This is a genomic window from Acidisarcina polymorpha (assembly GCF_003330725.1).
In the GTDB taxonomy this organism is placed as follows: Bacteria; Acidobacteriota; Terriglobia; order Terriglobales; family Acidobacteriaceae; genus Acidisarcina; species Acidisarcina polymorpha.
This window is the reverse complement of sequence record NZ_CP030840.1, coordinates 4,793,248-4,818,581: the sequence shown is the minus strand read 5'-3', so window position 1 is coordinate 4,818,581 and position 25,334 is coordinate 4,793,248. Positions and strand designations below refer to the sequence as shown.

Below are 25,334 nucleotides of genomic sequence, written 5' to 3'. Positions count from 1 at the left end.
TACTCCCTTCACTGGCCGTCGCTGTCACGCCCCGGCACAGGAACATCAAAGCCATTCAGCAACACCGAGATCATGCAGTAGAAACCCACGAGGTAGATGAGTTCAGCAGTACCGTCCTTGCCAAAGGCCGTCGAGGCAGCCTGGTATGTGGACTCGGGAAGCTGTGCGCCGCGAGAGAGGGCAATCGCCACGTCAAATGCTATCCCCTCTTCCTCAGAAAGAGTCGCGGGGCGAGACCCGGCCGCTAATGCCGAAACTTGCGAGAGCGACAGTCCAGCTTTAGCCGCTGTGAATTCATGAGCGTAGATTTCATATCGGGCACTGAACCGCGAGCCCGTTACGAGAATGGCAATCTCGTGAACTGCTTTTGGGAGTGTGGTGTGCTTACTAAGCGCAGTATTTACTGCCCACACCGGGCTTCCATACATTGGGAAGTGCAGCATGGCGTTGTAAGGTCCCAGCATCGCGCCATCCTCACGCGCCATCGTGAATCCGCGGTCCCTGCCTTGGGTGATGTCTTGGATTTGCTCGAATAACGCGCGCTGTTCCGGGCTAAATTCGACCGGCGGAATCGGGTTCAGTCTCATCGCTTCTCCTTGTCTTCGGAAGGGGACCCAGCAACATGCTGCTGTAGCCAACTCAAGACTGGCCGAAGTGCTTCATCTGAATTCTTCTCGTAAATGAGTCCATGCCCGTTCCCGTGGATATTGTGGTCCGGAAGATGGATGAGTTCAGCTGAGGCACCCGCGTTACACAGAAACTTGACGATCTCCGGTGCGTATTTCGATTGCACTGAGACTTCACCACTGACAACAGCGACCGGTTTGCCAACGAGCGCAGGAATCCGCAATGAGGATGGGTCTGCCGCTCGGACTTCCTCAGGGCTGCTTCGTCGCGGTTCATAGGTTATCGGTGCTGATGTGAGTCCCCACGAAAGCGCCCCAATGTTAGGTGTGTCTGCAAATGCCGGTCCCATCGGCTCTACTGCAACGATCGCGACGACCAAATCCGAACGTCGGTCGGCAGTAAGCCACCCATCAGAACCCGAGGCTGAGTGTGTCATCAGGATGGATGGTCCGATGCGATCCAGCAAATCGGCTAACCGGTCAGCATCCATCGCTTGCCAGGAGGCGATGTCGGCGGGCAGCGGGCCAAACGGGGCAATGTAAGCATCCAGCGCGGCAGCGTCATGCGGATCGAAGGGCCACTGCGTGTGCTCTTCTTTCACCTTGGCAGAGAAGAAGACCTCTTCACCTTCTTCGTAGGGAAACTGCGGACTCATGGGTCCAAGCAGGTCAGGGTTGTAGGGCGAGCGTCCGTGACCCACACGGTCCACAACGAAGACAGCGTAGCCTGCTTCCACCAACCGTTGCGCCCAGCCTGGGCGACCGTCTGGGGTGTCTAGCCATTCTGTTCCCTGTAAAGCTCCACCGTGTATCAGCACGATCGGATAAGGCTGACTTACGGATGCGGGAGCTTCCCATGCCACAAACATAGGCCCACGTTGGTAGGTCTTGCCTTTGATTGTCACTCGATCGCCTGGGAGCCAAAATTCTCCGCGACGTGAGGTTCTCGGCTGTCTTGTCTCCCAAACTGCCTGGCCGGCGGCCTCGACGATTGACTTGCCCGGTGGCGGTGCGACCATCGGAATGGTATCTGTGCCTCGCATCATGGCCCCTCCAGTAGGCGATGAAATCAAACAAGCCCGCGCCTTAACTATTGAAAACGGCTGCAAAGGAAGGAAGCCTCACATATGTTAGAGAGCAACCCCGTTACTATCGTCGGCAAATTTAGAGGCATCCTCTTCGTCTGGCTCGACCAATAAAAGGTTCTGATGCGGACTATTTATTGTTACGTATCCCGAGTTTGCTTTGTTTTCATCCCAAAACTGCGTTTTCCAATCCCGAGTACGGCCTCACAGAACATCTAACGGTTGATCACGCGTTCTGAGTAGCGGAACATTGCTTATCGCAAGCTCAGGATCTCTATTCAGCAGCTTTGGGCTCGGAATAAGGTATTCCGTGGCATCTCACACATAAGCTGTTACGCGCGCTGGGTGCCCATGCTTGATGCGCCGCGTCCGATAGGTGTGGATCTTCTCCCCTCCAGATCACATCCTCTAACCACTGAAGGCGGACCTATAAGACTGGGCCACCAACGCCGAGATGGGATACACAGGTCTGCAAACCGCTCGCGTTGAAGAGTTCAGAATCCTATGACTAATACATCGAACGACGGGCAGATTGATAAGAAGCACTGGGAGAGCGTTCACATCTGTCCGAGGTGCGCCTGCATTACCAATCTTTCTGAGATTGATCTCAGAACGGTCACTACCGGAATCGTCGAGTGTCCGCGCTGCCATTGGTCTGGACCTATAGAGATTGAGATAGCCGAGATTGATGAAGCCGGCGAAGGATAATAGCCTTAGCGCTACGCGGAGCGTCTCACCCCTAGCGGCAATGAGCGTTGCACATCCTTCTTCGGCACGGAAAGCCTACGCATGAAGGCGCGAACGAACTCGCTTAGGAGCTTCGATTCATTGTCTTCGCGAGAAACTAGATACGTTCTGAGGGTTAGCTCCGGTGCCGAGAGAGGTCGAACTGTCACGCCGTTTCGTGACAACAGCAGGGCGCCGGCCTTTACGACAAATGCGACACATTCTCCATCGGCCAAGAAAGGGAAAGCCTCCTCCGGTGCTGTAATGTGCCGAATCTTCTTTGGGAGTGCGCCTTTCAGCTTCGCAAGGTGCGTTATTTCGTCATAAACCGGTGGGTGCAATCTCCGCTCGAACAAGATCCAGCAATGGTCCGAAAGGGATTCAAGCGTGACGGAGGGGAAGGCCGCCAGCTTGTCGTCCTTTGACATTGCGATGTAGAACGGCGATTCAGCAATCTTAACTGTCGTGAGCAGGGACGATTCTGGAGGCTGGGTTGCGATTGCCAAGTCGAGAGAGCCGTCGAGGACCTCGTCAATAAGCATAAAAGAGAACTGACTGGTGAGTTCTAGCTTCAGGCGGGAGTAGAGCGGAAGCTGGACCGATTGCAGTGTAGACACCAAGAACGGATCTGTATATGGAGACCGCCCAACAAATAAAACGGTATCTGCGTCCCGCATTGCGTCACGGGCTGCCTGGAAGGCCCTCTCTGCGTACATGATGGAGAGCTTAGACTTTTCAACGTAGGCCCGTCCCGCGTCGTTGAGAGCAACAGTCTTCCGATCTCGGTCAAAAATCCTGAACCCGAGCATATCTTCCAATTCCTGTATGTTCTTGGTCAACTGCGGCTGGCTGATTCGCAGTCTCTTTGCTGCCTTTGTGAAATGCAGCGTTTCGGCTAGCGCTATGGCCGAGTCCATGAACTTCGTTTCGTTGTGCGTCATACGCCGCCCTCCATACTGCTCAACGTAGAGCGGTTAGGACGCGACTGGACTTCGGGGCCGGGGCCGCCTCAAGTCAGACGAGCGTCGTCCGCAAGGTGCCGTTGGTGATTGGACATCGCGTGATGCCGTTCGGGATGCCGGGTTGTTCACCACTCTTATTCTTTTTGTGAATAACTGGTATCCAATTGTGAATTGGACACAAGCCTACCGTCACGCAATCGTGAATGTAATCGGCGCGAGCGCAAGGGAGCCCTGCCGAGTTGCGAGGTAGATCATGTTGTCCACTCCGAAAGCAGCCCCCCAAACGTACCGTTCTGCCTTCGAACCTCTTTTGGATCTCCAAGAGGCGGCAGTGATTCTGGGAATGCACTGGAAGACCCTAGAAATCAAAGCGCGGCACAGAGAAGTTCCGGCCTTCAAAGTAGGAAAACGCTGGCGTTTCCGCCTGAGTTCGCTCAATTCCTGGCTGGAGCATGGAATAAACTCGAATACAACCGATCACGCCGCGCTGACTGGACAGGAGCAACATCCTTGAAGTTCACACGGCAACGCTTTCAACGTGGATACCTTCGGCGAGTGCCGAGGGCCAACAACAAGACGGCGTGGGAGTACCGCTACAAAGACCCCACGACCGGCAAGGAAAAGTCGATGTATCTGAGCACAGAACAGTTTCCAACGCAGGTCGCGGTCGAGCGGCATGTGGAGGCTTTCGTGCTAAAACTCAACGCTGAAAACCCAACGCTAGCCGTTTTAGAACCGACGTTCTCCGCTGTCCTGGACCGCTTTATCGACGAAGAGCGCATGCTCGAAATCAAGAAGCGGCGGCCGGGGGATCGTTCGGATGCGGACGGCGAACTCAGCTACTCAACAGTCATTTCTTACCTCAGCGTCATCAAGCGTGTGCGTGCGAAGTGGGGAACCACCCGCATCACTCGGATGAAGCCGTTGAGCATCCAGGAATGGCTGAGGAACTTGGATGCCGCGCCGAAAACCAAAGGCCACCTCAAGGCGATCATGCACCGTTTGTACGAGAAAGCCATGCTGTGGGAGATGGTTGACTGGCAGCGGAATCCAATGGAATTGGTGGAAGTCAAGGGCATCAGCAAGCGCCGCAAGAAGCCCGTTGTCCTCACCGTTGACCAGTATTACCTCATCCTCTCGCTGCTGCCTGAGCCTTACCGGACGATGGTCGTGGTGGCTCAGTGTACCGGTCTCAGAGCTGAAGAGGTTCTGGCCCTCGAATGGGATGACATCGACTTCGAGAACCTCAGCATGAGGATCGTCCGAGCGGTCGTTCACGGTCGCATCAAGGCTGTGAAGACCGAGTATTCGGAAGACGAGCTTCCGCTAGACCCTGATTTCGCAACCGCTCTTCTTGAATGGAAGCGGAAATCCGCCGATCCAACCCGGTTTACCGGGTTGGAGTTGATGTTCCCAAGCCACGTCACAGGGCGTCATTACCACACAGCTCCGGCGCAGCAGGACTATATCCGTCCTGCCGGATGCTGTTTGGTTGCGTGCCCCACGTGCGGGGCTGGGATGGGCGTTTGGTGCCGGCAGGAAGGCGCGGTTCCGAACGGCGGTCGTTTGCCCTTGCATGATGAGCGCTGGGAGGCAGCTGGGAAGTACGGGAGTGTCGGATGGCATACATTCCGCCACACCTATCGGTCATGGCTGGACGACACCGGGGCACCAATGGGAGTGCAGCAGAAGCTCATGCGGCACGCCCAAATCTCGACCACAATGAATGTGTACGGCAACGCGCTGATGGAAGCAAAGCGCGAAGCTAACACAAGAGTTGTCAGGAAGGCACTGAGGAGCGCATAGCCATGAAAAGGTCCTCACAGACGTGCGAAAACCCTCGGAGTATTCACGAGGGCTGTTATACCGGGTTATTCCGGGTTGACGTTTTCGCTAAGTGGTTGCGGGGGTAGGATTTGAACCTACGACCTTTGGGTTATGAGCCCAACGAGCTACCGGGCTGCTCCACCCCGCACTTTCATATTAACAAGCGTTGAAGAGAGGGTCAACTCCGCATGACACCAACCCGCCGCGGCGGTGTATCAAGCTTCGCTCGTTGGTATCTTATCTACGCAGACATAAGGAGAACGTCTACGCAGACATAAGGAGATCGTTCTACGCGGATGTGAGGAGATCGTGCCTGAATTCCATTAGGCTGGTGATCGCTCTAGCGCTGATTCGGCAGCATGTCGAGTATCGTTCGCGGTTCGGGGCGGACGCGGAAGTCCGCATATGCTTCGGCGCGGAGGATGACGCCGTTCTGCGCGATCACGTAAGTCGCGGGAAGCGGCAAGATCCATTTGTCATCGCCATTCACAAACGGAATATTTACCAGGATGCTACGGTAGTGTCTCTGCAGGTAGGGAGGCACGGAGTAGACGAGTCCGAAGCTGGCGGCCACCGCGCAGCCGGGATCGGAGAGCACGGGAAATGGCAAGGAATGCTGGTCCGCTGTGAAGTCATTATGACGGATTGTTTGCGGAGAGATGGCGACGAAGATCGCTCCTCGTTCGCGCACCTTGCCCTGCAAGTCACGCCATGCTTCCAGTTCGGTCGCGCAGTAAGGGCACCAGCGTCCGCGAAAGAACTTTAGAACTAGTGGGCCCAGTGCCAGCAAGTCAGAGGAGCGGACGAGTTTGCCGGTGTAATCTTGCAGCTCGAACGCTGGCGCCTTCGCGTCAACTGGCAGGATCCTCGATTCGACCCCGGACAACAACAGCTCTTGCACCGCGCGTTCACTGATCGCAAGGCGCTCCGGCTGCACCAATTGCCGAGTGTTGGCGGTGATCTCGTCGAGTATGTCTTGAAGAGGCAATGCGTTGATAACTTTCATTGGAGAATGCACCGTCTAGCGGCCGAACTTTTGCCGACCCGCGAGTTGGCCCATTAAACTTCGCTGCAGTTTGCCTCCTCCTGCCCCAACCGTCTTAAACATTTTTCTCATCTGCACATACTGCTTAAGCAGCTGATTCACCTCCTGAACCGAAGTGCCGGAGCCACGGGCGATACGTTTGCGGCGGCTTCCGGAGATAATCTCGTGATTGTTGCGCTCTTTTTTGGTCATCGAGTTGATGATAGCTTCTACACGAACGAACTGGTTCTCATCGACTTGGTCCGCCATCTGCTGGATTCCCTGAAATGGCCCAATCGACGGCAGCATCTTCATAATGCTTTGCAGCGAACCGAGTTTGCGGATTTGACGGAGTTGATCTCGGAAGTCTTCAAGCGAAAACCCGTCACCGGAGAGAGCTTTCTTTGCGAACTCTTCCGACTTTTTCTTATCGAGCTTTTCTTCCGCTCTCTCGATCAGCGACATGATGTCGCCCATGCCGAGGATTCGGCTCACAATGCGGTCAGGGTGAAAGGCTTCGAAGGCGTCAGGCCTTTCGCCCGTTCCTATGAACTTAATTGGCTGTCCGGTGACGTGGCGGATGGAGAGGGCTGCGCCGCCGCGTGCATCTCCGTCCATCTTGGTGAGAACGACTCCGGTGAGCGCCAGCCGCTTATGGAAAGCATCTGCCGAATTCACTGCGTCCTGGCCGGTCATCGCATCAGCGACGAACAGAATTTCTTGCGGAGCAAGCAATTTCTTGAGCCGCTCCATTTCTTTCATCAGATCGTCGTCCAGCGCGAGGCGTCCAGCGGTGTCGACGATCAGGGTGTCGCAGCCCGAGTTCACTGCGTCGCGCCGAGCCTCTCTGGCCAGGCGCTCGACCAGGTCGGGCCCGGGATTTTCGCCCTTAAGGTCGCCTTCATAGAGATTTGCCTTGATCGAGCCGGCTACGATCTTGAGCTGCTCACGAGCAGCCGGCCGGTACACGTCCACCGAAACCAGCATAGGGCGATGACCGCCCTTTTGCAGCCAGGCGGCCAACTTGCCAGAAGTCGTTGTCTTACCTGAACCTTGCAGACCGGCCATCAGGATTACGGTTGGCGGACGAGACGCAAAGTTGAAGCGAGCCGTATCCTTACCCAGAATGGCGATGAGCTCATCATTGACAATCTTAACGACCTGTTCCGTGGGTGAAAGCGCGGTCATCACTTGCTGACCAACCGCCTTTTCGCGAATGTGCTCAATCAGTTCCTTGACAACGCCAAGGTTCACGTCTGCCTCAAGCAATGCGACGCGGATCTCGCGCAGGGCTTCGCCGATGTTTTCCTCGGTAATCGTTCCCTGACCGCGAAGGTTCTTGAAGGCTCGCTGAAGTTTTTCGGAGAGAGTATCAAACATAGACTCTCTGAGTTTAGCAGTTGAATAAAGGGCGACCTGTAAGCCTCGACGCTATCCAGTTCACCGCTTCGCGCTAGAAGGAAGCAGGAGCATCCTTAGGCGAAACTATACGGGTAATTCGATGCTCCTAAAAGACCTCGAACCCATCTCAAGCGTTTGGTGGTTTTACGGATTGGTGGCGGGGCGCTGAATAGGTTGCTCGATCGAGCGTCCCTGGCCGGGCGAATAGAAAATCCAGACTCCCGCGGCCAGAAGGAGACCCACTACGATGAAAATTCCAAGCAAAAGACGGACTACGTTCGAACCGCAAAATTCTCCAACAAGCGCCATATGCGACCTCTGCTCCTGGAAACCCAAAGACTGACAGGAGGATGCGCCCGGCGAAGAGGATTCAGGCGCCCTCTATTTCTCTACTTCGACTCCACGCCAAAAAGCAACATAATTTTTAATGTTCCGTGCAGCTGGCTTTGGATCTGGGTAATACCAGGCTGCATCAGGGTTCTCCTGTCCATCGATAAACAATGAGTAGTAGCGGGCTTGGCCCTTCCACGGGCAGGAGGATGTGGTCGTGCTCGGACGAAAAAACTCGCGAACTAACGAACCGTCAGGAAAATAGACATTTCCTTCCACCGTTTCCGTTGTGCTGCTCTCCGCGACTACCTTACCGTTCCAAACTGCCTTGGCCATAATGCATTCTTCTCTCGTGAAACAGATTCATTTCTGACACTAGCAGATAGTTTTGCCTAAGGACAATCGACCCGTTCAGTCTGCTGAACATTAGGGTAATAGGGTCCGCAAGGTACCTCTTGCAATGCCGGCGGCAATCCGGCGAGGAAGCGGAACAGGTCCCTTGCTGATCTTTTTTGGGCCCTCTCGTACCACCTGACAATACAGCTCTCTGAGCTTCGCTGTGGCGCTGATCCAACTGTGCAGTTCGACATCGCGGCGTGCGTTAGCCCGGATCGCTGTAAGTTGGCCGTTGCTGTAGTAGGCCTTACGAACTGTCGCAGCGAAGCTGTCCCGATCGTCAGGATCGAAAAGGAAGCCGGTTTTCCCATCTTGCACTGCATCTGGAACCCCGCCGGCGCGGCAGGCGATCACAGGGCATCCAGAGGCCATGGATTCGAGCAGCACCAGGCCAAGCGTTTCGGTTTGTGAAGGCAACACGAAAAGATCCGCAGACGCATAGGCGCTGGCGAGTTGGTCTCCCTTTAGGTAACCGGTAAATACCGTCGCTGTGTGTTCGAATTGCCGTTCGAGCTCAGGGCGTAGCGGTCCGTCGCCGACGATAGCCAGGCGCATCTCCGGAATTACCGAGAACAGGTCCTTGAGCAGCGCAACATCCTTCTCTGCAGAGAGCCTGCCGACATAGAGCAGAAGGGGTGCAGCAGGATAGCCGCCGCTTAAACGAATTCGCATCTCCGAGGTTCCGGCTCCCGGACGAAAGCGGTTGGCGTCGACGGCCCGCTCCCAAAGAGCGAGCTGCCCCACTCCGTGATTACCGAGGTCGTCGATCATCGCCGTCGAGGTACAAAGATTGAGCGAAGCTCGCCGGTGGCGTTCTCGCATCAGCTTCCAGGTGAGGCCCTCGATAGCGCCTAACTTGTAGTAGCCCAGGTAGGCTGGCAGATTGGTGTGATACGAAACGACCAGCGGGATGTGGAGTTCTTGGCTGTAGTAGATGCCGCCAACCCCAAGCAGTGCGGGCTCAAATAGGTGCAGAATGTCGGGTTGGAACGCCCGCAGCTTCTGCCGCATCGATGTGCGAGGAAGCGCCAGCCGAAGTTCCGGGTACAGGGGAAAAGCGAGCGAAGGCATGGCGACGACTTCTGCGCCAAATATCTCACTCGGACCACCACTTGGCGCGAATATGATGACCTCGTCGCCACTTTGCCGCAGGCATTCGACTGTCTTTGTCAGCATCGTCACGATGCCGTCCACCTTGGGCAGAAATGACTCCGTCATAATCGCGATCTTCAATGTCCTGGTAATTCCTCCGCGGATCTCAAGAGTATAGTGCTTTGACTGTCAGCCGCCCAGGAATGTACTGCTGGGCGGGCGCGAAGATCGTTGCGCTCGATCAACAATGAAAGGGCGCGATCAAGCGCCCTTTCATTTCGCAGCTTTGCTAGTCGGGTCAGTGCGACATTCCACCCATTTCATCCGGTTTAGCCTGATCGCCCTGGTCCTTCAACATGCTGAGCGAAGCCACGTGGACGCTCTTCTCGTCTGCATTGATCGTGCCCTGGACGGCTACGTGATGGCCGTAGTGGCCGGCTACCGCATCCGGATTGTCGATCGTCCAAACCTGTTTCTTAGCGTCGTCGACAAACACCGGCTTCGCACCGCCCCCGACACATTTCTTGACGCATGCGGCGCCGCTCCCCACATGCTTGGCGCCACACATGGAATCGCTGATCCAGCCATCGATCGGCTTCGTACTTTGGTCCGCTGCAAACGCCGATGCGCTGCAGATAACGGCTATCGCCAGAAAACGCTTCATTCCACTTCCTCCACAGGCCAGAAGGCCAACTAAAGCAGGCCAACGTAATTATGAACTCTGCTTAACCACTTGTGAAATTTATTCGCGGCGCAGAGCCGAGCCGATCCTTTATCCAATCGGCTGCTCGACTAGCGGAGCATGAGTCGCTGCGGTGGGAAGCGGCGCGGATTGCGGAGGCGGAGGCGCATCCGCGATCCGTCTGGTGAAGCTGCAACTGATTGCAGCCGTCGGGTCTTCGGCCTTTTTCTTCCCCTTCTTGGGGGCTTCCTCTTCTACTGCACTCTTCTTGTTGTTGGGGCAAACCAGGAAAACGCCAGACTTCAAGGTCTTCTCAAGCAGATAAGGGCTGCCGCATTCTGGGCACTTCTGGTCGACGGGCTTATTGTTGGAAGTAAAGTCGCATTTCGGATAGTTCGAACAACCGTAGAAAAGATTGCCGCGACGCGCTTTCTTCTCGATGAGGTCCCCGTCACCACACTGCGGGCACTTTACGCCGATGAAGTTCTGTTTGATGTATTTGCACTTAGGATAGCCAGAGCAGCTCACGAATTCGCCATATTGGCCGTTGCGCAATACCAGTTGTTTGCCGCACTTCGGACAATCCTCTTCGAGCGGAACCGGGGGTTTCTGCTGGACCTTCTGATCAAGCTTGCGGGTGGTCTTGCACGGCGGATCTTCGTTATAACCAGGACAGGCCATGAACATGCCGAAGCGCCCTCGTTTCAGCACCATCACTCGCCCGCAAGCCTCGCAGTATTCCTCTTTTTCCTCAGCATCCTGGGCTTCAGCAGTATTGAGGTCCGGCTTGGCGGCGAAGTTCTCTTTGGTGAAGGTGCAGCTGCCCTCCTTCTTCTTGTCATAGGCGCTGCAGGCGTAGAACGAGCCAAATTTCCCCCACTTCAACACCAGCGGCGAGCCGCAGAGATCACAGATCTCATCGGTCGCTTTCTCCATGCGCTTGATGTCTTCCATGTTTTCGCTGGCATGCTCGAGTTCTTTGCTCAAGTGGCCGTAAAAACCGGTAAGCAGGGCAGTTCCCTTCTCCGTGCCGCCTTCAACGCTATCGAGTTCTTCCTCGAGCCTGGCGGTGTACTGAGTATCAAAGATGTAAGGGAAGTTCTTAACCAGCAACTCCGTAACTACTACGCCGATCTCAGTCGGATAGAACCGGCCGGAGCGACCGGTCGGCGGCAGCTTCGTGACGTATTCGCGGTCCTGAATGGTGTTGATAATCGAGGCGTAGGTTGACGGCCTGCCGATTCCACGCTCCTCAAGTTCCTTGACCAGCGAAGCTTCGTTATAGCGCGGGGGCGGCTCGGTGTAGTGTTCGTCCGCCTTCACCGAGTTCAAAGCCAGTGCCTGGCCATTGTTCAACTCGGGAAGTTTGTTCTCAAGCGCCTCGTCGTCGTCGTCCTTCTTGTCCTTTGCCTCTTCGTAAACCTTGAGGAAGCCATCGAACTTGAGCACCGACCCGCTCACCCGGAAATCATAGCTGCGGTCCGCCTTGGCTTCAATGTCGACAGTGGTCTGGTCATAGATGGCCGGGACCATCTGAGATGCGACAAACCGTTGCCAAATCAGGCGATAGAGCTTGTATTGCTCGTCGGACAAGTACTGCTTGATCTCCTCCGGGTTCAGTGAAACGTCTGTCGGACGGACCGCTTCGTGGGCGTCCTGAGCGTCCTTTTTGGATTTGTAGGCATTTGCCTGTGCAGGGAGATAGTGCTTGCCGATCTTCTTCTCGACGTAGGCACGAACGTCGTTCAGGGCGTCGGGGGAGACGCGGGTGGAATCAGTACGCATGTAAGTAATGAGGCCGACACTACCCCGGGGGCCGAGTTCAAGTCCCTCATAGAGCCGCTGCGCGACACCCATCGTGCGCTTCACGTTAAATCCGAGTTGGCGAGATGCGTCTTGCTGCAACTTACTGGTTGTGAAGGGCGCGGCGGGTGACTTGCGCCGCTCCTTCTTCTCCACTGTGCGGACGCGCCATTTTGCTTTTTCCAGTTGGACGACGACTGATTTGGCCGTCACTCCATCGGGCAGCGCTGGTGCGCCCACCGTTGGCACTTCGGACTTCTTGCCGTCAATTCCGATGAAACGGGCGGTGAAGTCCATGCCCTTAGGGGCCGGATGGAGCAATGCGTCAATCGTCCAGTACTCCACTGGATTGAACGCCTTGATCTCGCGTTCTCGTTCGACGATCAGCCGGACGGCGACGGTTTGCACCCGGCCGGCCGAGAGTCCGCGGCGCACCTTGTCCCAGAGAAGAGGAGAAATTTCGTAGCCGACCAGCCGGTCAAGGACGCGGCGCGTCTGCTGCGCATCTACCAGGTTGCGGTTGACATCCCGTGCATGCTCAAAGGCTGCTTTGACTGCTTTCGGAGTGATTTCATTGAAGGTCACACGCTGAATCGCGCCGCGCTTGGCGAAGTCCTTCAACTCCTGCTCGAGATGGTAGGCTATGGCCTCGCCTTCGCGATCAGGATCGGGAGCCAGGTAGACGTGGTCAGCCTTCGCAGCCAGCTTGCGCAGTTGGGCGACCAGCTTCACCTTATCGTCGGAGACGATCAGTTCGGGTTCGAAAGTGCCGCCGGCAATGTCGACGCCCATGGTCTTCTTAGGCAAATCCTTGATGTGACCAATCGATGCTTCGACGTCGTAGTCTTTCCCGAGATATTTATTGATCGTCTTAGCCTTTGCCGGCGATTCGACGATCACAAGAGATTTACTCATTTTTCCTTCTTTACGCTTTCGATGCTTCCCTGCTCTGCAATAAAGACGATAGGGATATCCAGCTATTTAACAGCCCACATAGATAGTTATGTCATCTGGAAGCTATCACGCCCTGCCAATTCCATCCATCGCCGCTCCTCGAAATCCCCGCCTGCCGGCAGAAGACTTCGCGGAAGTCCATCTGCTAATCAGACGACGAAGAAGCGCATTCAGAAGCTCTTGACGTAATTCTTGCCCGGAAGTTGCTTAACCCGGCCGCTCAGTTCAAGTTCAAACAAGGCGGTAAAGATCTCTGAAGAGCTTAGCTCGGTTTCGAGCTTTTCCATGATCTCATCGAGCAGCAATGCCTCATCATGGCGAAGAATGCCAAGCACCAGCGCCTCGATCCTGGGTAGCGGTGCTTGTTCAAATAACGATGCGGCCGCTTCCGCTTTGGATTCACTGCTCCACTCTGCGCCGAGCCGGGATTCCAGCTGGAGGCGAACCTGGGAAGGCAGATCCTCCCAGACATCTTCCCATGTGGCGACCAGCTTCGCGCCCTGTTTTATCAGGGTGTTAGGTCCCCATGCGCCTTTATTGGTCACGTTGCCGGGAACGGCATAAACATCCCGATTCTGCTCGATGGCGCAACGCGCAGTTACCCTAGTGCCGCTATGTTCCCCTGCCTCGACTACCAGGACACCGATGCTGATCCCGCTCAGCAGGCGATTGCGGCGTGGAAAATTCTGGGGAGCGGGGAAGGTCCCCAGCTTGTATTCCGAAACGATCGCACCCCCTCCCGCAAGGATTTGCTGGGCAAGCGCTTTATTTTCTTTCGGGTAGATCACATCGATGCCCGTGCCCCAGATTGCAATTGTGGGAGATTGGGCGGCCAGCGCGCCCTTGTGCGCGGCGGTATCGACGCCCCGAGCCATACCGCTCAGAACGATCAGGCCGCGCAAAGCCAGGTCGCGCGAGAGCATCTCTGCCATCCCCAGTCCATAGGGAGTGGGATGTCGTGTGCCGACCACCGCGATGGCCGGCTGAATCAGCAACTTCACGTCCCCATGTACCCAGAGTAACGGCGGAGGATCGAAGATTTCCCGCAGGCGCTCCGGATAGGCTTCATCGGAGTACGCCAGTAGCGAGGCGCCTTCCGCTTGAACACGCTGCCATTCCTCCGCTGCGTCGTTCAGCGCCTGTCCGCCCGAGATATACTGCACCGCGGCCGCAGGAAAGCGGAGCGCCTCCAAGTCGGTCAGGGACAAGTCGAAGATGCGAGTTACCTTGCCTACGCTCGCCACCGCTTGAAGGATTCGCCTTGGTCCAAGCCCCGGCGCCAGCGTCAGCGCTAGCCAGGCGAGCTGCATCGGGTTGGGTGTGACCGGGCTGGAACCCGAGGCCAAAGGAGTGGCGGGGCCCGGCGGGACGGGCAAAGCCGCGTTTGCCGGGTCGGCAGGAAATTCCATGCGAAGCTCCATGGCTCTGGGATCGCGGTGGCGAGTGAGGACGCGCCGCGAATCCTGTAACCGATCTGTGTAGAAGAGAGGTGCGGCGAGAGTAGCGTCATCCTAAGGCGGTGTCAAGCGTAGTGCGGCTTCAAACATGGATGTCGGGATCTCAAGAGGAGGCAAGTTCCTAAAATGAATCGATTTGTTGCCGAAGACGTCTAAATGAATGTCCGTCCTCAGCAGATATACAGTTTCCGCCGATTTCTCCGGCCATGGGCCGAGTTGCCCCATAGAAACGTGCTATTCTGGTTGTATTTGGTAGACGTGCGCCAACTTCCCACAGCGCCCTTGCGCACCGGGATATGCCTTAGCGGCCTCAATCGCACCTCGTCCTACCCGAAAAACAGGGACAGACCCAAAAATTGACGCGGGAGATTGAACTCGCTTGGCCATAGAAGACAAGTACGAAGACGACATACAGAAACTCATCGATACAGGCAAGGAAAAGGGATATTTGACCTACAACGAGGTCAACGATCTCATTCCCGGCGACCTGCATTCCCCCGATGACCTCGACGATCTCATCACCACCATCGGTACTCAAGGGATCGACATCAGCGAAGACGGGCCGAAGTTCGGCGCCGACAAGTTCGATCCAGATGCCGAAGATGGCGAGGACGTTGAACTAGACCTCACGCCGGGAACACTCGAAAAGACAAACGACCCCGTTCGCATGTACCTGCGCGAAATGGGCACCGTGCCGTTGCTCACCCGCGAAGGCGAGGTAGAAATCGCCAAGCGCATTGAACGCGGACAGCTGCGCGTACTGAAGGCGATTTCTCGCTCCCCCATCGTGATTCGCGAAGTGATCGCGCTGAGCGATGACCTCAAGCGCGGTGTGCGCAACGTCAAAGAAGTGGTGATCTTCGATGAAGAGGAGATTACCGAAGAGATCCTGCAGAGCCGGGTGCGCCAGACCGTAGGCCGCATCGACGCAATGGTCAAGCACCAGAAAAAGGCGGCGCTGCTCAACGAAAAGTACGACAACCCCCTCGGCAAAGACGCCAAGGCCAAGGCGCGCGATCAACGTAAGACGCGTTGGGCGATTGCCCGGGAAAAGGTCTACGTCTCTCGCATCGTTCGGGAGTTGAAATACACCAATGCCGAGCGCAAACGGCTGCTCGACAAGGTGAACAAGACCGTCGACGCCATGCGGACGCTCGAGCGGCAGATTAAGTCGCTCGATTCGAAGCACGATCAGTCGAAGAGCGAAGAGCTGCGCAAGGAATACCGGCGTCAGCAGCGGAACTGCAAGATCGATCTCGAGAAGCTGGAGCATGATGCCGGACTGACCATCGCCGAGCTCAAACGCACCCAGCGCGAGATGATCCAAGGCGATATGGACGCCGAGCAGGCCAAGCGCGAGCTGATTGAGGCCAATCTGCGACTCGTTGTATCGATCGCGAAGAAGTACACCAACCGGGGACTCCAGTTCCTCGATCTGATTCAGGAAGGCAACATTGGCCTGATGAAGGCGGTGGACAAATTCGAGTACCGCCGCGGCTATAAGTTCTCGACCTACGCCACCTGGTGGATCCGGCAAGCCATCACCAGGGCCATCGCGGACCAGGCCCGGACTATTCGAATTCCTGTCCACATGATCGAGACCATCAATAAGCTCATCCGCACCTCGCGTCAGCTGGTGCAGGAGCTTGGCCGCGAACCCACCTCCGAAGAGATCGCGCGCCGCATGGACATTCCAGTCGCGAAGGTCCGCAAGGTGCTCAAGATCGCGCAGGAGCCAATTTCGCTCGAGACACCGATCGGCGAGGAAGAGGATTCGCACCTTGGCGACTTCATCGAAGACCGCCAGGCCGTCTCGCCTTCCGACGCCGTCATCAGCGTCAATCTGAAGGAGTACACCTCGCAGGTGCTTCGCACACTGACTCCGAGAGAAGAGCGCGTCATCAAGATGCGCTTCGGTCTCGAAGACGGCTCCGAACACACCCTGGAAGAAGTCGGCCAGAGCTTCCAGGTCACCCGCGAACGCATCCGCCAGATCGAAGCCAAGGCGCTGCGCAAGTTACGACACCCTTCGCGTTCGCGCAAGTTAAAAGCGTTTGTCGACGGTGTGCGGGAGATGTAACAGTTATTCTGGCGAATAAGCAAAAAGGCCGCGAGCGATCGCGGCCTTTCTTGTGTCTTGAATTGATTCTGCCGCCAAATTGCTCTTCGGCGTAAACTTCTCCCATGGGCACTCTGCTCTATCTCGACCCTGCAGCTCTCCCCGAGACAATTTCCTGGGATCCGCCTCTATCCGATGACGAGTTCGAAGCTCTCGCCGTGGCAAACGAATTTCTCCAGTTGGAGCGCACCAAAGAAGGAGAAGTCATCGTGACCCCACAAACCGGGGATGATACCGGTCGAGCGAACGCGGAGATTATCAAGCAGCTTGGCATTTGGTGGGACACTCACGAACGCGGAGCTGTCTACGATTCAAGCACCGGCTTTTTTCTCCCCGACGGCTCCAACTTGAGCCCCGACGCCGCCTACGTGCTCCCTGAAAAACTCGGTCCTCGTTCCGGCAGGGGCGCGAAGATGGCTCGTCACTGCCCCGACTTCGTCATCGAATTACTCTCTAGCTCCGACCGCCTGTCCAAGGCCTACACCAAGATGGACAACTGGATCGCCAACGGAGCCGGACTCGCCTGGCTGATCGATCCCTATCAGCGCCAAGTCACGGTCTACGCTCCCGAACAAGCTGCTCAGATCGTGTCAGGCGAGTTGATCAGCGGAAGCGGTCCCGTCGAAGGCTTCATCCTCAATCTAGCCAAGGTCTGGCGGTTCTACGAGACCTAAGACCTCAATGCCGTGATTCCCCGCTCCCAACAACCTCCGCATTTTGATCCCCAAAGCCCAGCCTGCGGTGGAACAGATCAAAGGCCAGTCCATAACACTGATACGCCAGTTCCGGATCGTAGCGCGCACCCTCATCCCGGAGAAACGCGTGCGCCCCGTTCACTTCATGCCACGTATAGCGCGCATCCACCTCGTCTAATCTGGCCATGACCTTCCGGCGGCCTTCGAGCGGGACATGCGGATCCTGGCGGCCATAAATCATGAGCAGTTCGCCCTGAATGTCTTTCGCCCTCTCCAAGGAGTCGTCATGCATCCCCTTCGCCAGGCTGCCCTTGTGAATGTCGGTCGCGTAGAAACAAGCGGCCGCGCGCACATCGGGGTTCATCGCGGCACGGAAAGCGAGATGACCACCGATGCAGATGCCCATTGCGCCTAATTGACCCGTACAATCGGAGCGGGACTTAAGGTGGTCGAGCACGGCGCGTGCATCGGCATCGTAGCTGGCGAGTTCTTTGGCGGTCTTGAGGACGTTGCCGCGGTCCGACCCGGCTTGATCGTAGGCGAAAACCGTCCCAGCTGGCTCAAATTCGTGATAAATCTCCGGAATAGCGACGAGGTATCCGTGACCAGCCAGCATCGCGGCGGTTCGCCGAATGGGTCCGGTGATTTGAAAGATTTCCGAATAGAAGACCACTCCGGGATATTTTCCCGGCGCCACGGGACGCAGGACCACAGAACGCATCGGTCCGTACGGGGTGGTCAGCTCGACAACTTCTTCTTCGCGAATAATCATGTTGTTCTCCTCACAAGGCGAGTCGAGCGGATCGCAAACCCGAGTCTACAATAGGCGTCATTAAGAATGAATGCCAAGATCGCACGGAGAGTGCTCCCTTGAGACCCGGTTCCTCCCAACTGCGCAACTACTGGATCTGGTACATCGGCTCTGGCGTTTGGCTGCTCGATGCCGCGCTCGCTCTGCACCTGGATCATCGCAACCATGCGCTGGCCGCCGTCGGAGTAGCGCTCCTTTTTCTTGTGGCCGGCGCCGTCTGGCGGAAAAAGTGGAACCGCCTGCAGTAAACTTCTTACTGCCACTCTCCTAACTAAGAACGAGGTTCGGTGTCGATGCGCAATCGCTCGAGTGAGACTCGCCTGCTGGTGTGCGTGGCGATGATGTTGGGTTCTTGTCTACTCCACGGCCAGAGGAATACCCCCCCATCGGTAGAAGTCCGCGTCGACGCATCAGCCACCGATGGAATCTTACCTCGGGCATGGAGCTACTTTGGCTATGACGAGCCCAACTTTACCGAGAGCGAAAACGGAAGAAAGCTGCTCAAGGAGCTGGCGGCGCTCAGCCCGGTCCCGGTTTATATTCGCACTCATAATCTGCTGACCAGCGGAGATGGAAAGGGCTCGCTGAAGTGGGGCTCGACCAATGCCTATAGCGAAGATGCCAACGGCAAGCCGGTCTACGATTGGAAGATTGTCGATCGCATCTTCGACGATTACCGTGACGCCGGGGTGCGGCCGCTCGTCGAGATCGGATTTATGCCCGAGGCGATGACCACCGGGCCGCCGCCGTACCGGCATAGCTTCCCTCAGGGCAGCGTTTTTACCGGCTGGAGCTACCCTCCAAAAGACTATGAGAAATGGGGCGAGTTGGTCTTCCGCTTCGCCCAACACCTCCGGCAACGCTACGGGGACGCGGCGGTGAAAACCTGGCTATGGGAGGTATGGAACGAACCGGACATCGGCTATTGGCATGGTACGCCCGAAGAATACTTTAAGCTGTATGACTACTCGGCGGCCGCGGTGCTTCGTGCAGTGCCCTTTGCGCGGGTGGGCGGACCCGAATCGACCGGTCCCGCCAATGACAAGGCCGCGGCCTTTCTGCGCGCCTTCTTAGAGCATTGCTCGCACGGGACCAACTCCGCCACCGGCAAAACTGGAGCGCCGCTTGCCTTCATCAGCTTCCATCCAAAGGGTTCTCCAAAGTGGCTAGGCGACCACGTGCAGATGGGGCTGAGCAATCAGCTCGCGGCAGTCGACCGCGGCTTCAAGATAGTCGCCGACTTCCCCGAATGGCGGAAGACCCCCATCATCATGGGGGAATGGGACCCAGAGGGTTGCGCCGCGTGCTCCGCCAAAGGCAATCCCCAAAACGGCTACCGCAATGGACCTCTCTATGCGACTTATACGGCCTTGGCCTATAAGAGCACCATGGAACTGGCGCGAGAGGATGGCGTGAATTTTGCCGGTGCGGTCACCTGGGCTTTTCAGTTCGACAACCAGCCATATTTCGAAGGGCTTCGAGAACTCGCCACGAACGGCCTCGACAAGCCGGTACTGAATTCCTTTCGTATGCTCGGATTATTATCCGAGTCCCGATATGCGGTGAATAGCGATGCCGCCATTCCGGCGCGGCAAATCGAGGCGTCCGGCGTCCGTTCGCTACCAGACATCGACGCGCTCGCCACGGGCAAGGATCGGGAAGTGGAGGTTCTGCTGCTGAACTACCACGACGATGATCTTCCCGGATCGGACGCAAACGTCCGCCTCAGCGTCGACCGCCTCCCGGAAGATGCGCGGCGCGTACTGGTTGAAGTCTTTCGCGTGGATTCCAGCCACAGCAACAGCTTTAACGCCTGGCAGAGGCTGGGCAGTCCCCAGCAACCCACTCCCGAACAATATAGATCGCTCGAGGCGGCCGGTCAGTTGCAGCTGGAGAGCTCGCCATTCTGGATGACAGTCGATCCAGACGGACTGCACCTCCCCTTGAGTCTTCCGGCGAATGCGTTGGCGCTGGTTCGGATTTCCTGGTAACGAAACCGCGCGATCCGTTGAAGAAAACGAGGCCACCCTTACCACAATCTCCTCATCCGAATTATGAGGAGAAACCCTACATGAGACACAGCTTTCTAGTTGCAGCTCTTGCGATCTCAACTGCCTTTGGTGGTACTGCATTCGCGCGGTCCGGCTTTCAGGATGCGCCGGCAACTCAGGATCAATCCGCGACCCAGGAAACCAAGGACACCAAAAAAGATTTGAAGCAGGAGCAGAAGGCCGAGAAGAAGCAGGCCAAGGCCGATAAGGCTGAACGTAAGGCGCTCAGTACAAAGCAACAGAAGAAGGCGGACAAGGCCCAGGACAAGGCTGATAAAGCCGAGGACAAGGCACAGACGCCGCAGTGATCCGCGGTTTGCAGGCTGCCTTTGGCCAGTCATGTCAGGTAAACAGAGAGCGATTCGCTCGCTCGATGTTCGAATTTCGTAGCGTTGACTTTGTTACTCAATGAGGGAGCGATGAAAACCTGGCGTCTTCAAGATCCAGTTCTCGCTCCAGTTCTCGGAGCACCTCGTCATTGATTTTATTCTGCGCCCATAATTCGGTGAGAGCGACGCGCTCGATGCTTCGCAACTGTCTCGCGAGCGACCGGTATTCGAGGTAGTCTCCCTGGTTCGGCAGATCTGCCACATCATCCTTCACCAGATTGAGACGCTGTCGGTAGTGATGGATCAAGTCCTCTAAAATCCAGTCGTCCTGCGGCTTCTGGTCATCTTCGATTCCATCGAGATGCGCCAGGGCCGCCTCGAGCATCGTCTGGCGGGCGCGGTTCATCTCCGTATCCGCCCGCTTGCCACCTGCTATTTGCAACCTGCGAATGATAGCTGGAAGGGTAAGCCCCTGCAGCACCAGCGTGGTGAGAATAATTGAAAATGTTAGAAACAGGATCATGTTACGCTGCGGAAAAGGTTGGCCATTGTCGAGGTACTCGGGCAGGGAGATTGCCGCTGCTAGCGCAAGCACACCGCGCATGCCCGTCCAGCCGAGCAGGAACACCTCTTTCGACCGGGGTGGTTTTTCCCGCTTTCCGAGCAACCGGGTGCGGATCCAATAGGCTGTCCAGGCTCCTGGATACATCCAGATGAGGCGCAGCCCAATCACTACTGTGCTGAAAAAAGCCGCGTACTCAAACATTTGCACCCGGCTCAATCCTCGGATGCCATCCAGGATGTACGGCAGTTGCAGTCCGATCATGATGAAAAGAACGCCGTTCAGCACGAAGTCGAGCGTATTCCAGACCGCCGACGTGTCCAGCCGCGCAAAGGTCGTCAGCAGTTCGGATCGCTTCCGGCCCAGGTAGAGGCCGCACACGACGGTCGCCAGAACTCCCGAGCAATGAAAGGTCTCCGCGCTCAGGTAGGCGAGATATGGGGCAATCAGCGTCACCGTGATCTCTACCGGCGGGTCGTCGATCTTGCGCTGGAGCAAGTAGATGATCTTGGCGGCGATCAGCCCGATCACAATGCCGCCGGCAACCAGGCCAATCATCTCAGCGAGCCCCTTGGTCAACGTAGGACGCTCTCCACTGACCACCATGGCAACCGCAAACTGCAACGCGAGCAGGCCGCTGGCATCGTTGATCAGGCTCTCACCCTCAATCAAGTCGCTGATGCGGCGTGGCAAGCCGACTCGCTTAGCAATCGAGATGGCGGCAATGGTGTCGGTGGTCGACACGACAGCTCCTAGAGCGCAGCCGAGACGCCAATCAAAACCCGGCAGCAGCCAGTCGCACATGAAGGCGACTCCCGCGACGGTGAAGCCCACCAAGCCAAAGGCAAGCAGAGAGATGCTTACCAGATTTCCGCGGAAGTCCCTCCACGATGTGTTGAATGCCCCAGAAAAAACCAGGGGCGGCAAAAAACAAGGAATACCAGGTGCGGACTCAAAGAAATGTGCGGCAGACGCGGCAGTAGAGACAAAACCAAGCCGCCAATCACCAGCACAATCGGGTATGGAGTCTGAAAGCGGCGCGCAACAGTAGTCAAGAGCGCGGTGGCCAGAAGCAGCGCCAGAGCAATCAGCTCAATGTGATGAATACCAGACTCGCCCATCGACTACTTCCCTCTTTGTCCACAATAAAGGTCCCGCTGGCAGTCGCGGGGATTCGCGCATCTGGTCGGATCGGCACAACGAAGATTAACCCGCGAAGAAAAGATTTTAAAGTAAGTAACCTCAACTCGATTGCAGACTCTCACGGGATGGCGCTGAGCTTAAGCGCCGATTTCCTTCTGGAGGAACCCATTGAGCAAGCAGTCATGGTTGTTAGGTACTCTCGCGGTTGTGGCATCGGTCGCGACGCCCAGCCTTTATGCCGGCAATACAGGCGAATTCGTTTACGTAGAGAGCAACCTGAAGGCTCCGAATGCGAACTCTATTTACGCATTTGCCCGTCAGGCGAATGGCTCGCTCAGCCCGGTGGCAGGTTCGCCCTTCAAGACTGGCGGAGCAGGCGTCCAGGACACTTCTCTGAACGTCGGGCCATATGACTCCGACCAGAACATCATTACCAACGCTGACCACTCCTTACTGTTCGCCGTCAATTCGGGATCGGACACGATTGCGGTCTTTCATATCCAGCAGGATGGCAGCCTGAAGCCGATCGCAGGATCACCCTTCCATTCGGGCGGCACCGATCCCGTCAGCCTTGCTCTACTCGGGGATACCCTGTTCGTCGTGAACAAGAACGGCGATTTCCCCCGCGTCAGCAACATCCTCCCAAACTACACGACATTTCACGTGCAAGCGGACGGATCGCTGGTCCGAAATCCATTCTATTCAACCATCGCAGTCGCCATCGGATCTTCCCCAAGCCAGGCCCTCCTGGCCCCGAACAGCGGCCTGATGTTTGGTGCTGACTTTCTCGGCGGTCTCCTGCAGCGGATTCGCATCCAGCCCGACGGACATATGCAACAACTGGCGCCCAGTTCCCTTCCGACCACGGAATTTCCGGGCGCAACCGCGCCACCGCTCCCGCTCGGCTTGTGGATCCATCCTAGCTTGCCAATCCTCTACGTTGGATTCGTGACAGGGAACAAACTCGGCGTCTATCAGTACGACAATGCGAACGGTCCTAGCGATCCCAACTTCGGACTGCGCTTCGTCCGAGCGGTTCCTAATACCGGCGCCGCAATCTGCTGGCTGCGCACAAATCACGCGGGAACCCGGCTCTATACGAGCGACACGATAACGAACTCCATCACCGTCTACGATTTATCGGACCCCTACAACCCGGTGGAAATCCAGAATCTGGTGCTCGAAGGTCCCGGCAACGCTCTGCAATTTGAGCTCAGCAGCGATGATAGCTTCCTCTACGCAATCTCCTCGCGTGGCTCGGCGACTATTCCGGACGGTCAGGGCAATGCTCTGCATATCCTGAAGATCGCGAAGGATGGCAGCGTGGACGAGACCTCGAACTCGCCCATTCTTTTCTCGCTGCCGCCCGGCACCCGTCCCCAAGGCGTGGCTGTCGTCAGCGCTTTCTAAGCAGTTCTTTGAAGGGGGAGATCGGATGCGTAATCCGGTCTCCTCTGGCGTTCTCCTCCCCTTTCCCGTGTCGAGGCTTCGATCGATTCACAGGATATTCATAATCTCCCGAGCGCTTTTTTATCATTTTTCTCCGGCTTCCTGCTAGCTTCCTAAGGAAAGTCTCTGGAGTCTCTTCAATGGCAGAAGCACCGAGTATTGCGATTCAAACTCCCCATGCGGTCCATGAAAAATTAAATAAAGGCCCGGGCACACTGGGAATGATCATCTTCGGGTTAGTGCTGGTGGGTGGCTTCGGCTATGCAGGATTTCACCTTGCAACCGACCTCGAAGGCGGTGGCCATTTCGAAAGCATCTGGCCTTATGTTCTGCTCGGTGTCGCGCTGCTGACGGCGCTCGGATTCGAGTTCGTTAACGGCTTTCATGACACCGCAAATGCCGTTGCCACGGTCATTTATACCCATTCGCTCGAACCCCATATTGCCGTCGTTTGGTCGGGGATGTGGAACCTGATCGGCGTACTAACCTCTTCGGGGGCGGTAGCGTTCACGATCATCTCCTTGCTGCCAGTAGAGCTTATCTTGCAAGTCGGGCATGGTGCCGGCTTCGCCATGGTCTTTTCGCTGCTCATCTCGGCCATCATGTGGAACCTCGGTACGTGGTGGTTCGGACTACCGGCGTCCAGTTCGCACACCCTGGTGGGCTCGATAATCGGTGTGGGCCTCGCCAACCAGCTGATGAGTCCGAAAGGATCAGGAACCAGCGGAGTAGATTGGGCGCAAGCTGGCGGAGTCTTTCGGGCGTTGTTGGTTTCCCCTCTTGTCGGTTTCGGTCTCGCCTTCCTGCTGCTGTTGTTGTTAAAAGCGCTGATCAAGATTCCGGCGCTGTACAAGGCTCCCGAAGGCGACGCACCCCCGCCGTTCTGGATCCGCGCCTTATTGATCCTGACCTGCACCGGCGTCAGCTTCGGTCATGGTTCGAATGACGGCCAGAAGGGCATGGGTTTGATCATGCTCATCCTTATCGGCACCGTCCCGACGGTTTACGCCCTCAATCACGCGGTAGGCACCGGGCAAGTGCAGGACTTCGCCGCCGTCTCCCAGCAGGCCGCCGGGGCTCTTCAAAACCACGTCACCTCCGGCGTCACCTCAAGCGATCCGCGGGCCGACCTGACCAATTACATTCGCACTAAAACGGTCACTCCGGTCACCCTTACCGCTGCGCATGATCTCGCGCTTGCCATCTCGACCAGCGTCACCGACGCAAAGTCCCTGGCCGCCATTCCAGCGAACCAGCAGCAAAACGTTCGCAATGACATGTACGTTGAAGGGGAAGCGTTACGACTGTTCGCTAAGAATGGCAAGCCCGCTTTCAACTCGACGGAAACTGCGCAGATCGCCAATTACAGAAAGCACCTCGATACCGCTACCAAGTTCATTCCCACCTGGGTAAAAGTTGCGGTCGCCTTAGCGCTCGGTCTGGGTACGATGGTCGGTTGGAAGCGCATTGTCGTCACCGTCGGCGAGAAGATTGGCAAAGACCACTTAACCTACGCTCAGGGCGCATCGGCGGAAATTGTTGCCGCAATTACGATCATCGCCGCAGACCAATACCATCTGCCGGTCAGCACCACGCATGTACTCTCCTCCGGGGTTGCCGGAACGATGCTTGCGAATGGCAGCGGACTACAAATGGCGACCATCCGCAATATCGCGCTCGCCTGGATCTGCACCTTGCCGGCAGCAGCCCTGCTCTCGGCTGGGTTGTTCTGGATACTGAACCAGTTCGTCGCCCACTAGCCAGCGCCTCACCTCTGGGCGAAAGCGCACACCCCTGCATCGGCGCTCCG

Annotated in this window: 23 protein-coding genes and 1 tRNA gene; 10 read left to right on the top strand and 14 right to left on the bottom strand. The window is 56.7% G+C overall.

The genetic code is table 11. The features are described from left to right. Window positions 1-8: 8 nt before the first annotated feature. A complete protein-coding gene (locus tag ACPOL_RS20335) occupies window positions 9-587 on the bottom strand; it encodes a carboxymuconolactone decarboxylase family protein (protein WP_114208671.1) in 579 nt (192 codons plus the stop codon). Then, window positions 584-1,672 (bottom strand): alpha/beta hydrolase, encoded by a 1,089-nt coding sequence (locus ACPOL_RS20330; protein WP_201758913.1) that lies wholly within the window; start codon window positions 1,670-1,672, stop codon window positions 584-586. The genes ACPOL_RS20335 and ACPOL_RS20330 overlap by 4 nt, the downstream gene beginning before the upstream one ends. Window positions 1,673-2,215: 543 nt before the next feature. On the opposite strand from ACPOL_RS20330, the gene ACPOL_RS33210 reads away from it, so the two are divergent. Further along, the gene (locus ACPOL_RS33210) at window positions 2,216-2,419 is read left to right on the top strand and encodes a hypothetical protein (RefSeq protein ID WP_150133075.1); all 204 of its coding nucleotides are present in this window, start codon (window positions 2,216-2,218) and stop codon (window positions 2,417-2,419) included. Between the two features lie 11 nt (window positions 2,420-2,430). Here the strand turns inward: ACPOL_RS33210 and ACPOL_RS20325 are convergent, their stop codons facing one another. Then, complete coding sequence (locus ACPOL_RS20325; RefSeq protein WP_114208670.1) at window positions 2,431-3,378, bottom strand: LysR family transcriptional regulator; 948 nt, start codon at window positions 3,376-3,378, stop codon at window positions 2,431-2,433. 274 nt (window positions 3,379-3,652) lie between these two features. Between ACPOL_RS20325 and ACPOL_RS36420 the strand changes: the two genes are divergently transcribed. Both ACPOL_RS36420 and ACPOL_RS20315 read left to right on the top strand, forming a co-directional pair. Continuing rightward, window positions 3,653-3,913, top strand: a complete 261-nt coding sequence (locus ACPOL_RS36420; protein ID WP_114208669.1) for a helix-turn-helix domain-containing protein — start codon at window positions 3,653-3,655, stop codon at window positions 3,911-3,913. Then, window positions 3,910-5,205, top strand: coding sequence for a tyrosine-type recombinase/integrase (locus ACPOL_RS20315; RefSeq protein ID WP_114208668.1), 1,296 nt, complete (start codon window positions 3,910-3,912; stop codon window positions 5,203-5,205). Before ACPOL_RS36420 ends, ACPOL_RS20315 begins: the two co-directional genes overlap by 4 nt. Before the next feature lie 92 nt (window positions 5,206-5,297). Here ACPOL_RS20315 and ACPOL_RS20310 read toward each other — a convergent pair. The 8 genes from ACPOL_RS20310 to dprA form a co-directional block, all read right to left on the bottom strand. Then, window positions 5,298-5,374, bottom strand: a tRNA-Met gene (locus ACPOL_RS20310). Between the two features lie 192 nt (window positions 5,375-5,566). Beyond that, window positions 5,567-6,232, bottom strand: coding sequence for a peroxiredoxin-like family protein (locus tag ACPOL_RS20305; RefSeq protein ID WP_114208667.1), 666 nt, complete (start codon window positions 6,230-6,232; stop codon window positions 5,567-5,569). A 15-nt stretch (window positions 6,233-6,247) separates the two neighbouring features. After that, window positions 6,248-7,630, bottom strand: a complete 1,383-nt coding sequence (gene ffh, locus ACPOL_RS20300) for a signal recognition particle protein (protein ID WP_114208666.1) — start codon at window positions 7,628-7,630, stop codon at window positions 6,248-6,250. Between the two features lie 402 nt (window positions 7,631-8,032). Further along, complete coding sequence (locus ACPOL_RS20295; protein ID WP_114208665.1) at window positions 8,033-8,317, bottom strand: DUF427 domain-containing protein; 285 nt, start codon at window positions 8,315-8,317, stop codon at window positions 8,033-8,035. Window positions 8,318-8,407: 90 nt separating this feature from the next. Further along, window positions 8,408-9,610, bottom strand: coding sequence for a glycosyltransferase family 4 protein (locus ACPOL_RS20290; RefSeq protein WP_114208664.1), 1,203 nt, complete (start codon window positions 9,608-9,610; stop codon window positions 8,408-8,410). Window positions 9,611-9,767: 157 nt separating this feature from the next. Next, a complete protein-coding gene (locus tag ACPOL_RS20285) occupies window positions 9,768-10,133 on the bottom strand; it encodes a hypothetical protein (RefSeq protein ID WP_114208663.1) in 366 nt (121 codons plus the stop codon). Window positions 10,134-10,241: 108 nt separating this feature from the next. Beyond that, window positions 10,242-12,869, bottom strand: a complete 2,628-nt coding sequence (gene topA, locus ACPOL_RS20280) for a type I DNA topoisomerase (RefSeq protein WP_114208662.1) — start codon at window positions 12,867-12,869, stop codon at window positions 10,242-10,244. A 209-nt stretch (window positions 12,870-13,078) separates the two neighbouring features. Then, window positions 13,079-14,317, bottom strand: a complete 1,239-nt coding sequence (gene dprA / locus ACPOL_RS20275) for a DNA-processing protein DprA (protein WP_338026685.1) — start codon at window positions 14,315-14,317, stop codon at window positions 13,079-13,081. Between the two features lie 427 nt (window positions 14,318-14,744). Between dprA and rpoD the strand changes: the two genes are divergently transcribed. Together rpoD and ACPOL_RS20265 are read left to right on the top strand one after the other, a co-directional pair. Next, entirely contained in the window at window positions 14,745-16,445 is a 1,701-nt protein-coding gene (gene rpoD, locus ACPOL_RS20270) for an RNA polymerase sigma factor RpoD (protein WP_114208661.1), read from the top strand. A gap of 104 nt (window positions 16,446-16,549) precedes the next feature. Further along, window positions 16,550-17,158 (top strand): Uma2 family endonuclease, encoded by a 609-nt coding sequence (locus ACPOL_RS20265; RefSeq protein ID WP_114208660.1) that lies wholly within the window; start codon window positions 16,550-16,552, stop codon window positions 17,156-17,158. Between the two features lie 4 nt (window positions 17,159-17,162). Here the strand turns inward: ACPOL_RS20265 and ACPOL_RS20260 are convergent, their stop codons facing one another. After that, window positions 17,163-17,951 (bottom strand): dienelactone hydrolase family protein, encoded by a 789-nt coding sequence (locus ACPOL_RS20260; RefSeq protein WP_114208659.1) that lies wholly within the window; start codon window positions 17,949-17,951, stop codon window positions 17,163-17,165. Between the two features lie 98 nt (window positions 17,952-18,049). Here ACPOL_RS20260 and ACPOL_RS20255 point away from each other — a divergent pair, with 98 nt between their 5' ends. The 3 genes from ACPOL_RS20255 to ACPOL_RS20245 all read left to right on the top strand — a co-directional run bounded on the left by ACPOL_RS20255 (window position 18,050) and on the right by ACPOL_RS20245 (window position 20,349). Further along, window positions 18,050-18,238 (top strand): hypothetical protein, encoded by a 189-nt coding sequence (locus ACPOL_RS20255; protein WP_114208658.1) that lies wholly within the window; start codon window positions 18,050-18,052, stop codon window positions 18,236-18,238. A 45-nt stretch (window positions 18,239-18,283) separates the two neighbouring features. Next, window positions 18,284-19,981, top strand: a complete 1,698-nt coding sequence (locus ACPOL_RS20250; protein ID WP_201758912.1) for a GH39 family glycosyl hydrolase — start codon at window positions 18,284-18,286, stop codon at window positions 19,979-19,981. 80 nt (window positions 19,982-20,061) lie between these two features. Next, window positions 20,062-20,349, top strand: a complete 288-nt coding sequence (locus tag ACPOL_RS20245; protein WP_114208657.1) for a hypothetical protein — start codon at window positions 20,062-20,064, stop codon at window positions 20,347-20,349. Window positions 20,350-20,446: 97 nt separating this feature from the next. On the opposite strand, the gene ACPOL_RS20240 is transcribed toward ACPOL_RS20245, so the two are convergent. After that, window positions 20,447-21,859: a Na+/H+ antiporter gene (locus ACPOL_RS20240; RefSeq protein WP_201758911.1), complete on the bottom strand. Its 1,413-nt coding sequence runs from the start codon at window positions 21,857-21,859 to the stop codon at window positions 20,447-20,449. Then, a complete protein-coding gene (locus ACPOL_RS34240; RefSeq protein ID WP_201759348.1) occupies window positions 21,793-22,053 on the bottom strand; it encodes a hypothetical protein in 261 nt (86 codons plus the stop codon). The genes ACPOL_RS20240 and ACPOL_RS34240 overlap by 67 nt, the downstream gene beginning before the upstream one ends. A 190-nt stretch (window positions 22,054-22,243) precedes the next feature. On the opposite strand from ACPOL_RS34240, the gene ACPOL_RS20235 reads away from it, so the two are divergent. Together ACPOL_RS20235 and ACPOL_RS20230 are read left to right on the top strand one after the other, a co-directional pair. After that, window positions 22,244-23,485: a lactonase family protein gene (locus tag ACPOL_RS20235; RefSeq protein WP_114208656.1), complete on the top strand. Its 1,242-nt coding sequence runs from the start codon at window positions 22,244-22,246 to the stop codon at window positions 23,483-23,485. A gap of 179 nt (window positions 23,486-23,664) precedes the next feature. After that, window positions 23,665-25,284 carry an inorganic phosphate transporter gene (locus ACPOL_RS20230; RefSeq protein WP_201758910.1) on the top strand — a complete coding sequence of 540 codons (1,620 nt, stop codon included), beginning with the start codon at window positions 23,665-23,667 and terminating at the stop codon, window positions 25,282-25,284. Window positions 25,285-25,334 lie beyond the last annotated feature (50 nt).

Excerpts from the sequence above, each read along its gene's own strand:
- ACPOL_RS20230 (WP_201758910.1), top strand. The coding sequence starts at position 23,665 with ATGGCAGAAGCACCGAGTATTGCGATTCAAACTCCCCATGCGGTCCAT.
- ACPOL_RS20335 (WP_114208671.1), bottom strand. The coding sequence starts at position 587 with ATGAGACTGAACCCGATTCCGCCGGTCGAATTTAGCCCGGAACAGCGC.
- ACPOL_RS20330 (WP_201758913.1), bottom strand. The coding sequence starts at position 1,672 with ATGATGCGAGGCACAGATACCATTCCGATGGTCGCACCGCCACCGGGC.
- ACPOL_RS34240 (WP_201759348.1), bottom strand. The coding sequence starts at position 22,053 with ATGGGCGAGTCTGGTATTCATCACATTGAGCTGATTGCTCTGGCGCTG.
- ACPOL_RS36420 (WP_114208669.1), top strand. The coding sequence starts at position 3,653 with ATGTTGTCCACTCCGAAAGCAGCCCCCCAAACGTACCGTTCTGCCTTC.
- ACPOL_RS20260 (WP_114208659.1), bottom strand. The coding sequence starts at position 17,951 with ATGATTATTCGCGAAGAAGAAGTTGTCGAGCTGACCACCCCGTACGGA.
- dprA (WP_338026685.1), bottom strand. The coding sequence starts at position 14,317 with ATGGAATTTCCTGCCGACCCGGCAAACGCGGCTTTGCCCGTCCCGCCG.
- ACPOL_RS20265 (WP_114208660.1), top strand. The coding sequence starts at position 16,550 with ATGGGCACTCTGCTCTATCTCGACCCTGCAGCTCTCCCCGAGACAATT.
- topA (WP_114208662.1), bottom strand. The coding sequence starts at position 12,869 with ATGAGTAAATCTCTTGTGATCGTCGAATCGCCGGCAAAGGCTAAGACG.
- ACPOL_RS20325 (WP_114208670.1), bottom strand. The coding sequence starts at position 3,378 with ATGACGCACAACGAAACGAAGTTCATGGACTCGGCCATAGCGCTAGCC.
- ACPOL_RS20295 (WP_114208665.1), bottom strand. The coding sequence starts at position 8,317 with ATGGCCAAGGCAGTTTGGAACGGTAAGGTAGTCGCGGAGAGCAGCACA.
- ffh (WP_114208666.1), bottom strand. The coding sequence starts at position 7,630 with ATGTTTGATACTCTCTCCGAAAAACTTCAGCGAGCCTTCAAGAACCTT.
- ACPOL_RS20245 (WP_114208657.1), top strand. The coding sequence starts at position 20,062 with ATGAGACACAGCTTTCTAGTTGCAGCTCTTGCGATCTCAACTGCCTTT.
- ACPOL_RS33210 (WP_150133075.1), top strand. The coding sequence starts at position 2,216 with ATGACTAATACATCGAACGACGGGCAGATTGATAAGAAGCACTGGGAG.
- ACPOL_RS20250 (WP_201758912.1), top strand. The coding sequence starts at position 18,284 with ATGCGCAATCGCTCGAGTGAGACTCGCCTGCTGGTGTGCGTGGCGATG.
- ACPOL_RS20285 (WP_114208663.1), bottom strand. The coding sequence starts at position 10,133 with ATGAAGCGTTTTCTGGCGATAGCCGTTATCTGCAGCGCATCGGCGTTT.
- ACPOL_RS20305 (WP_114208667.1), bottom strand. The coding sequence starts at position 6,232 with ATGAAAGTTATCAACGCATTGCCTCTTCAAGACATACTCGACGAGATC.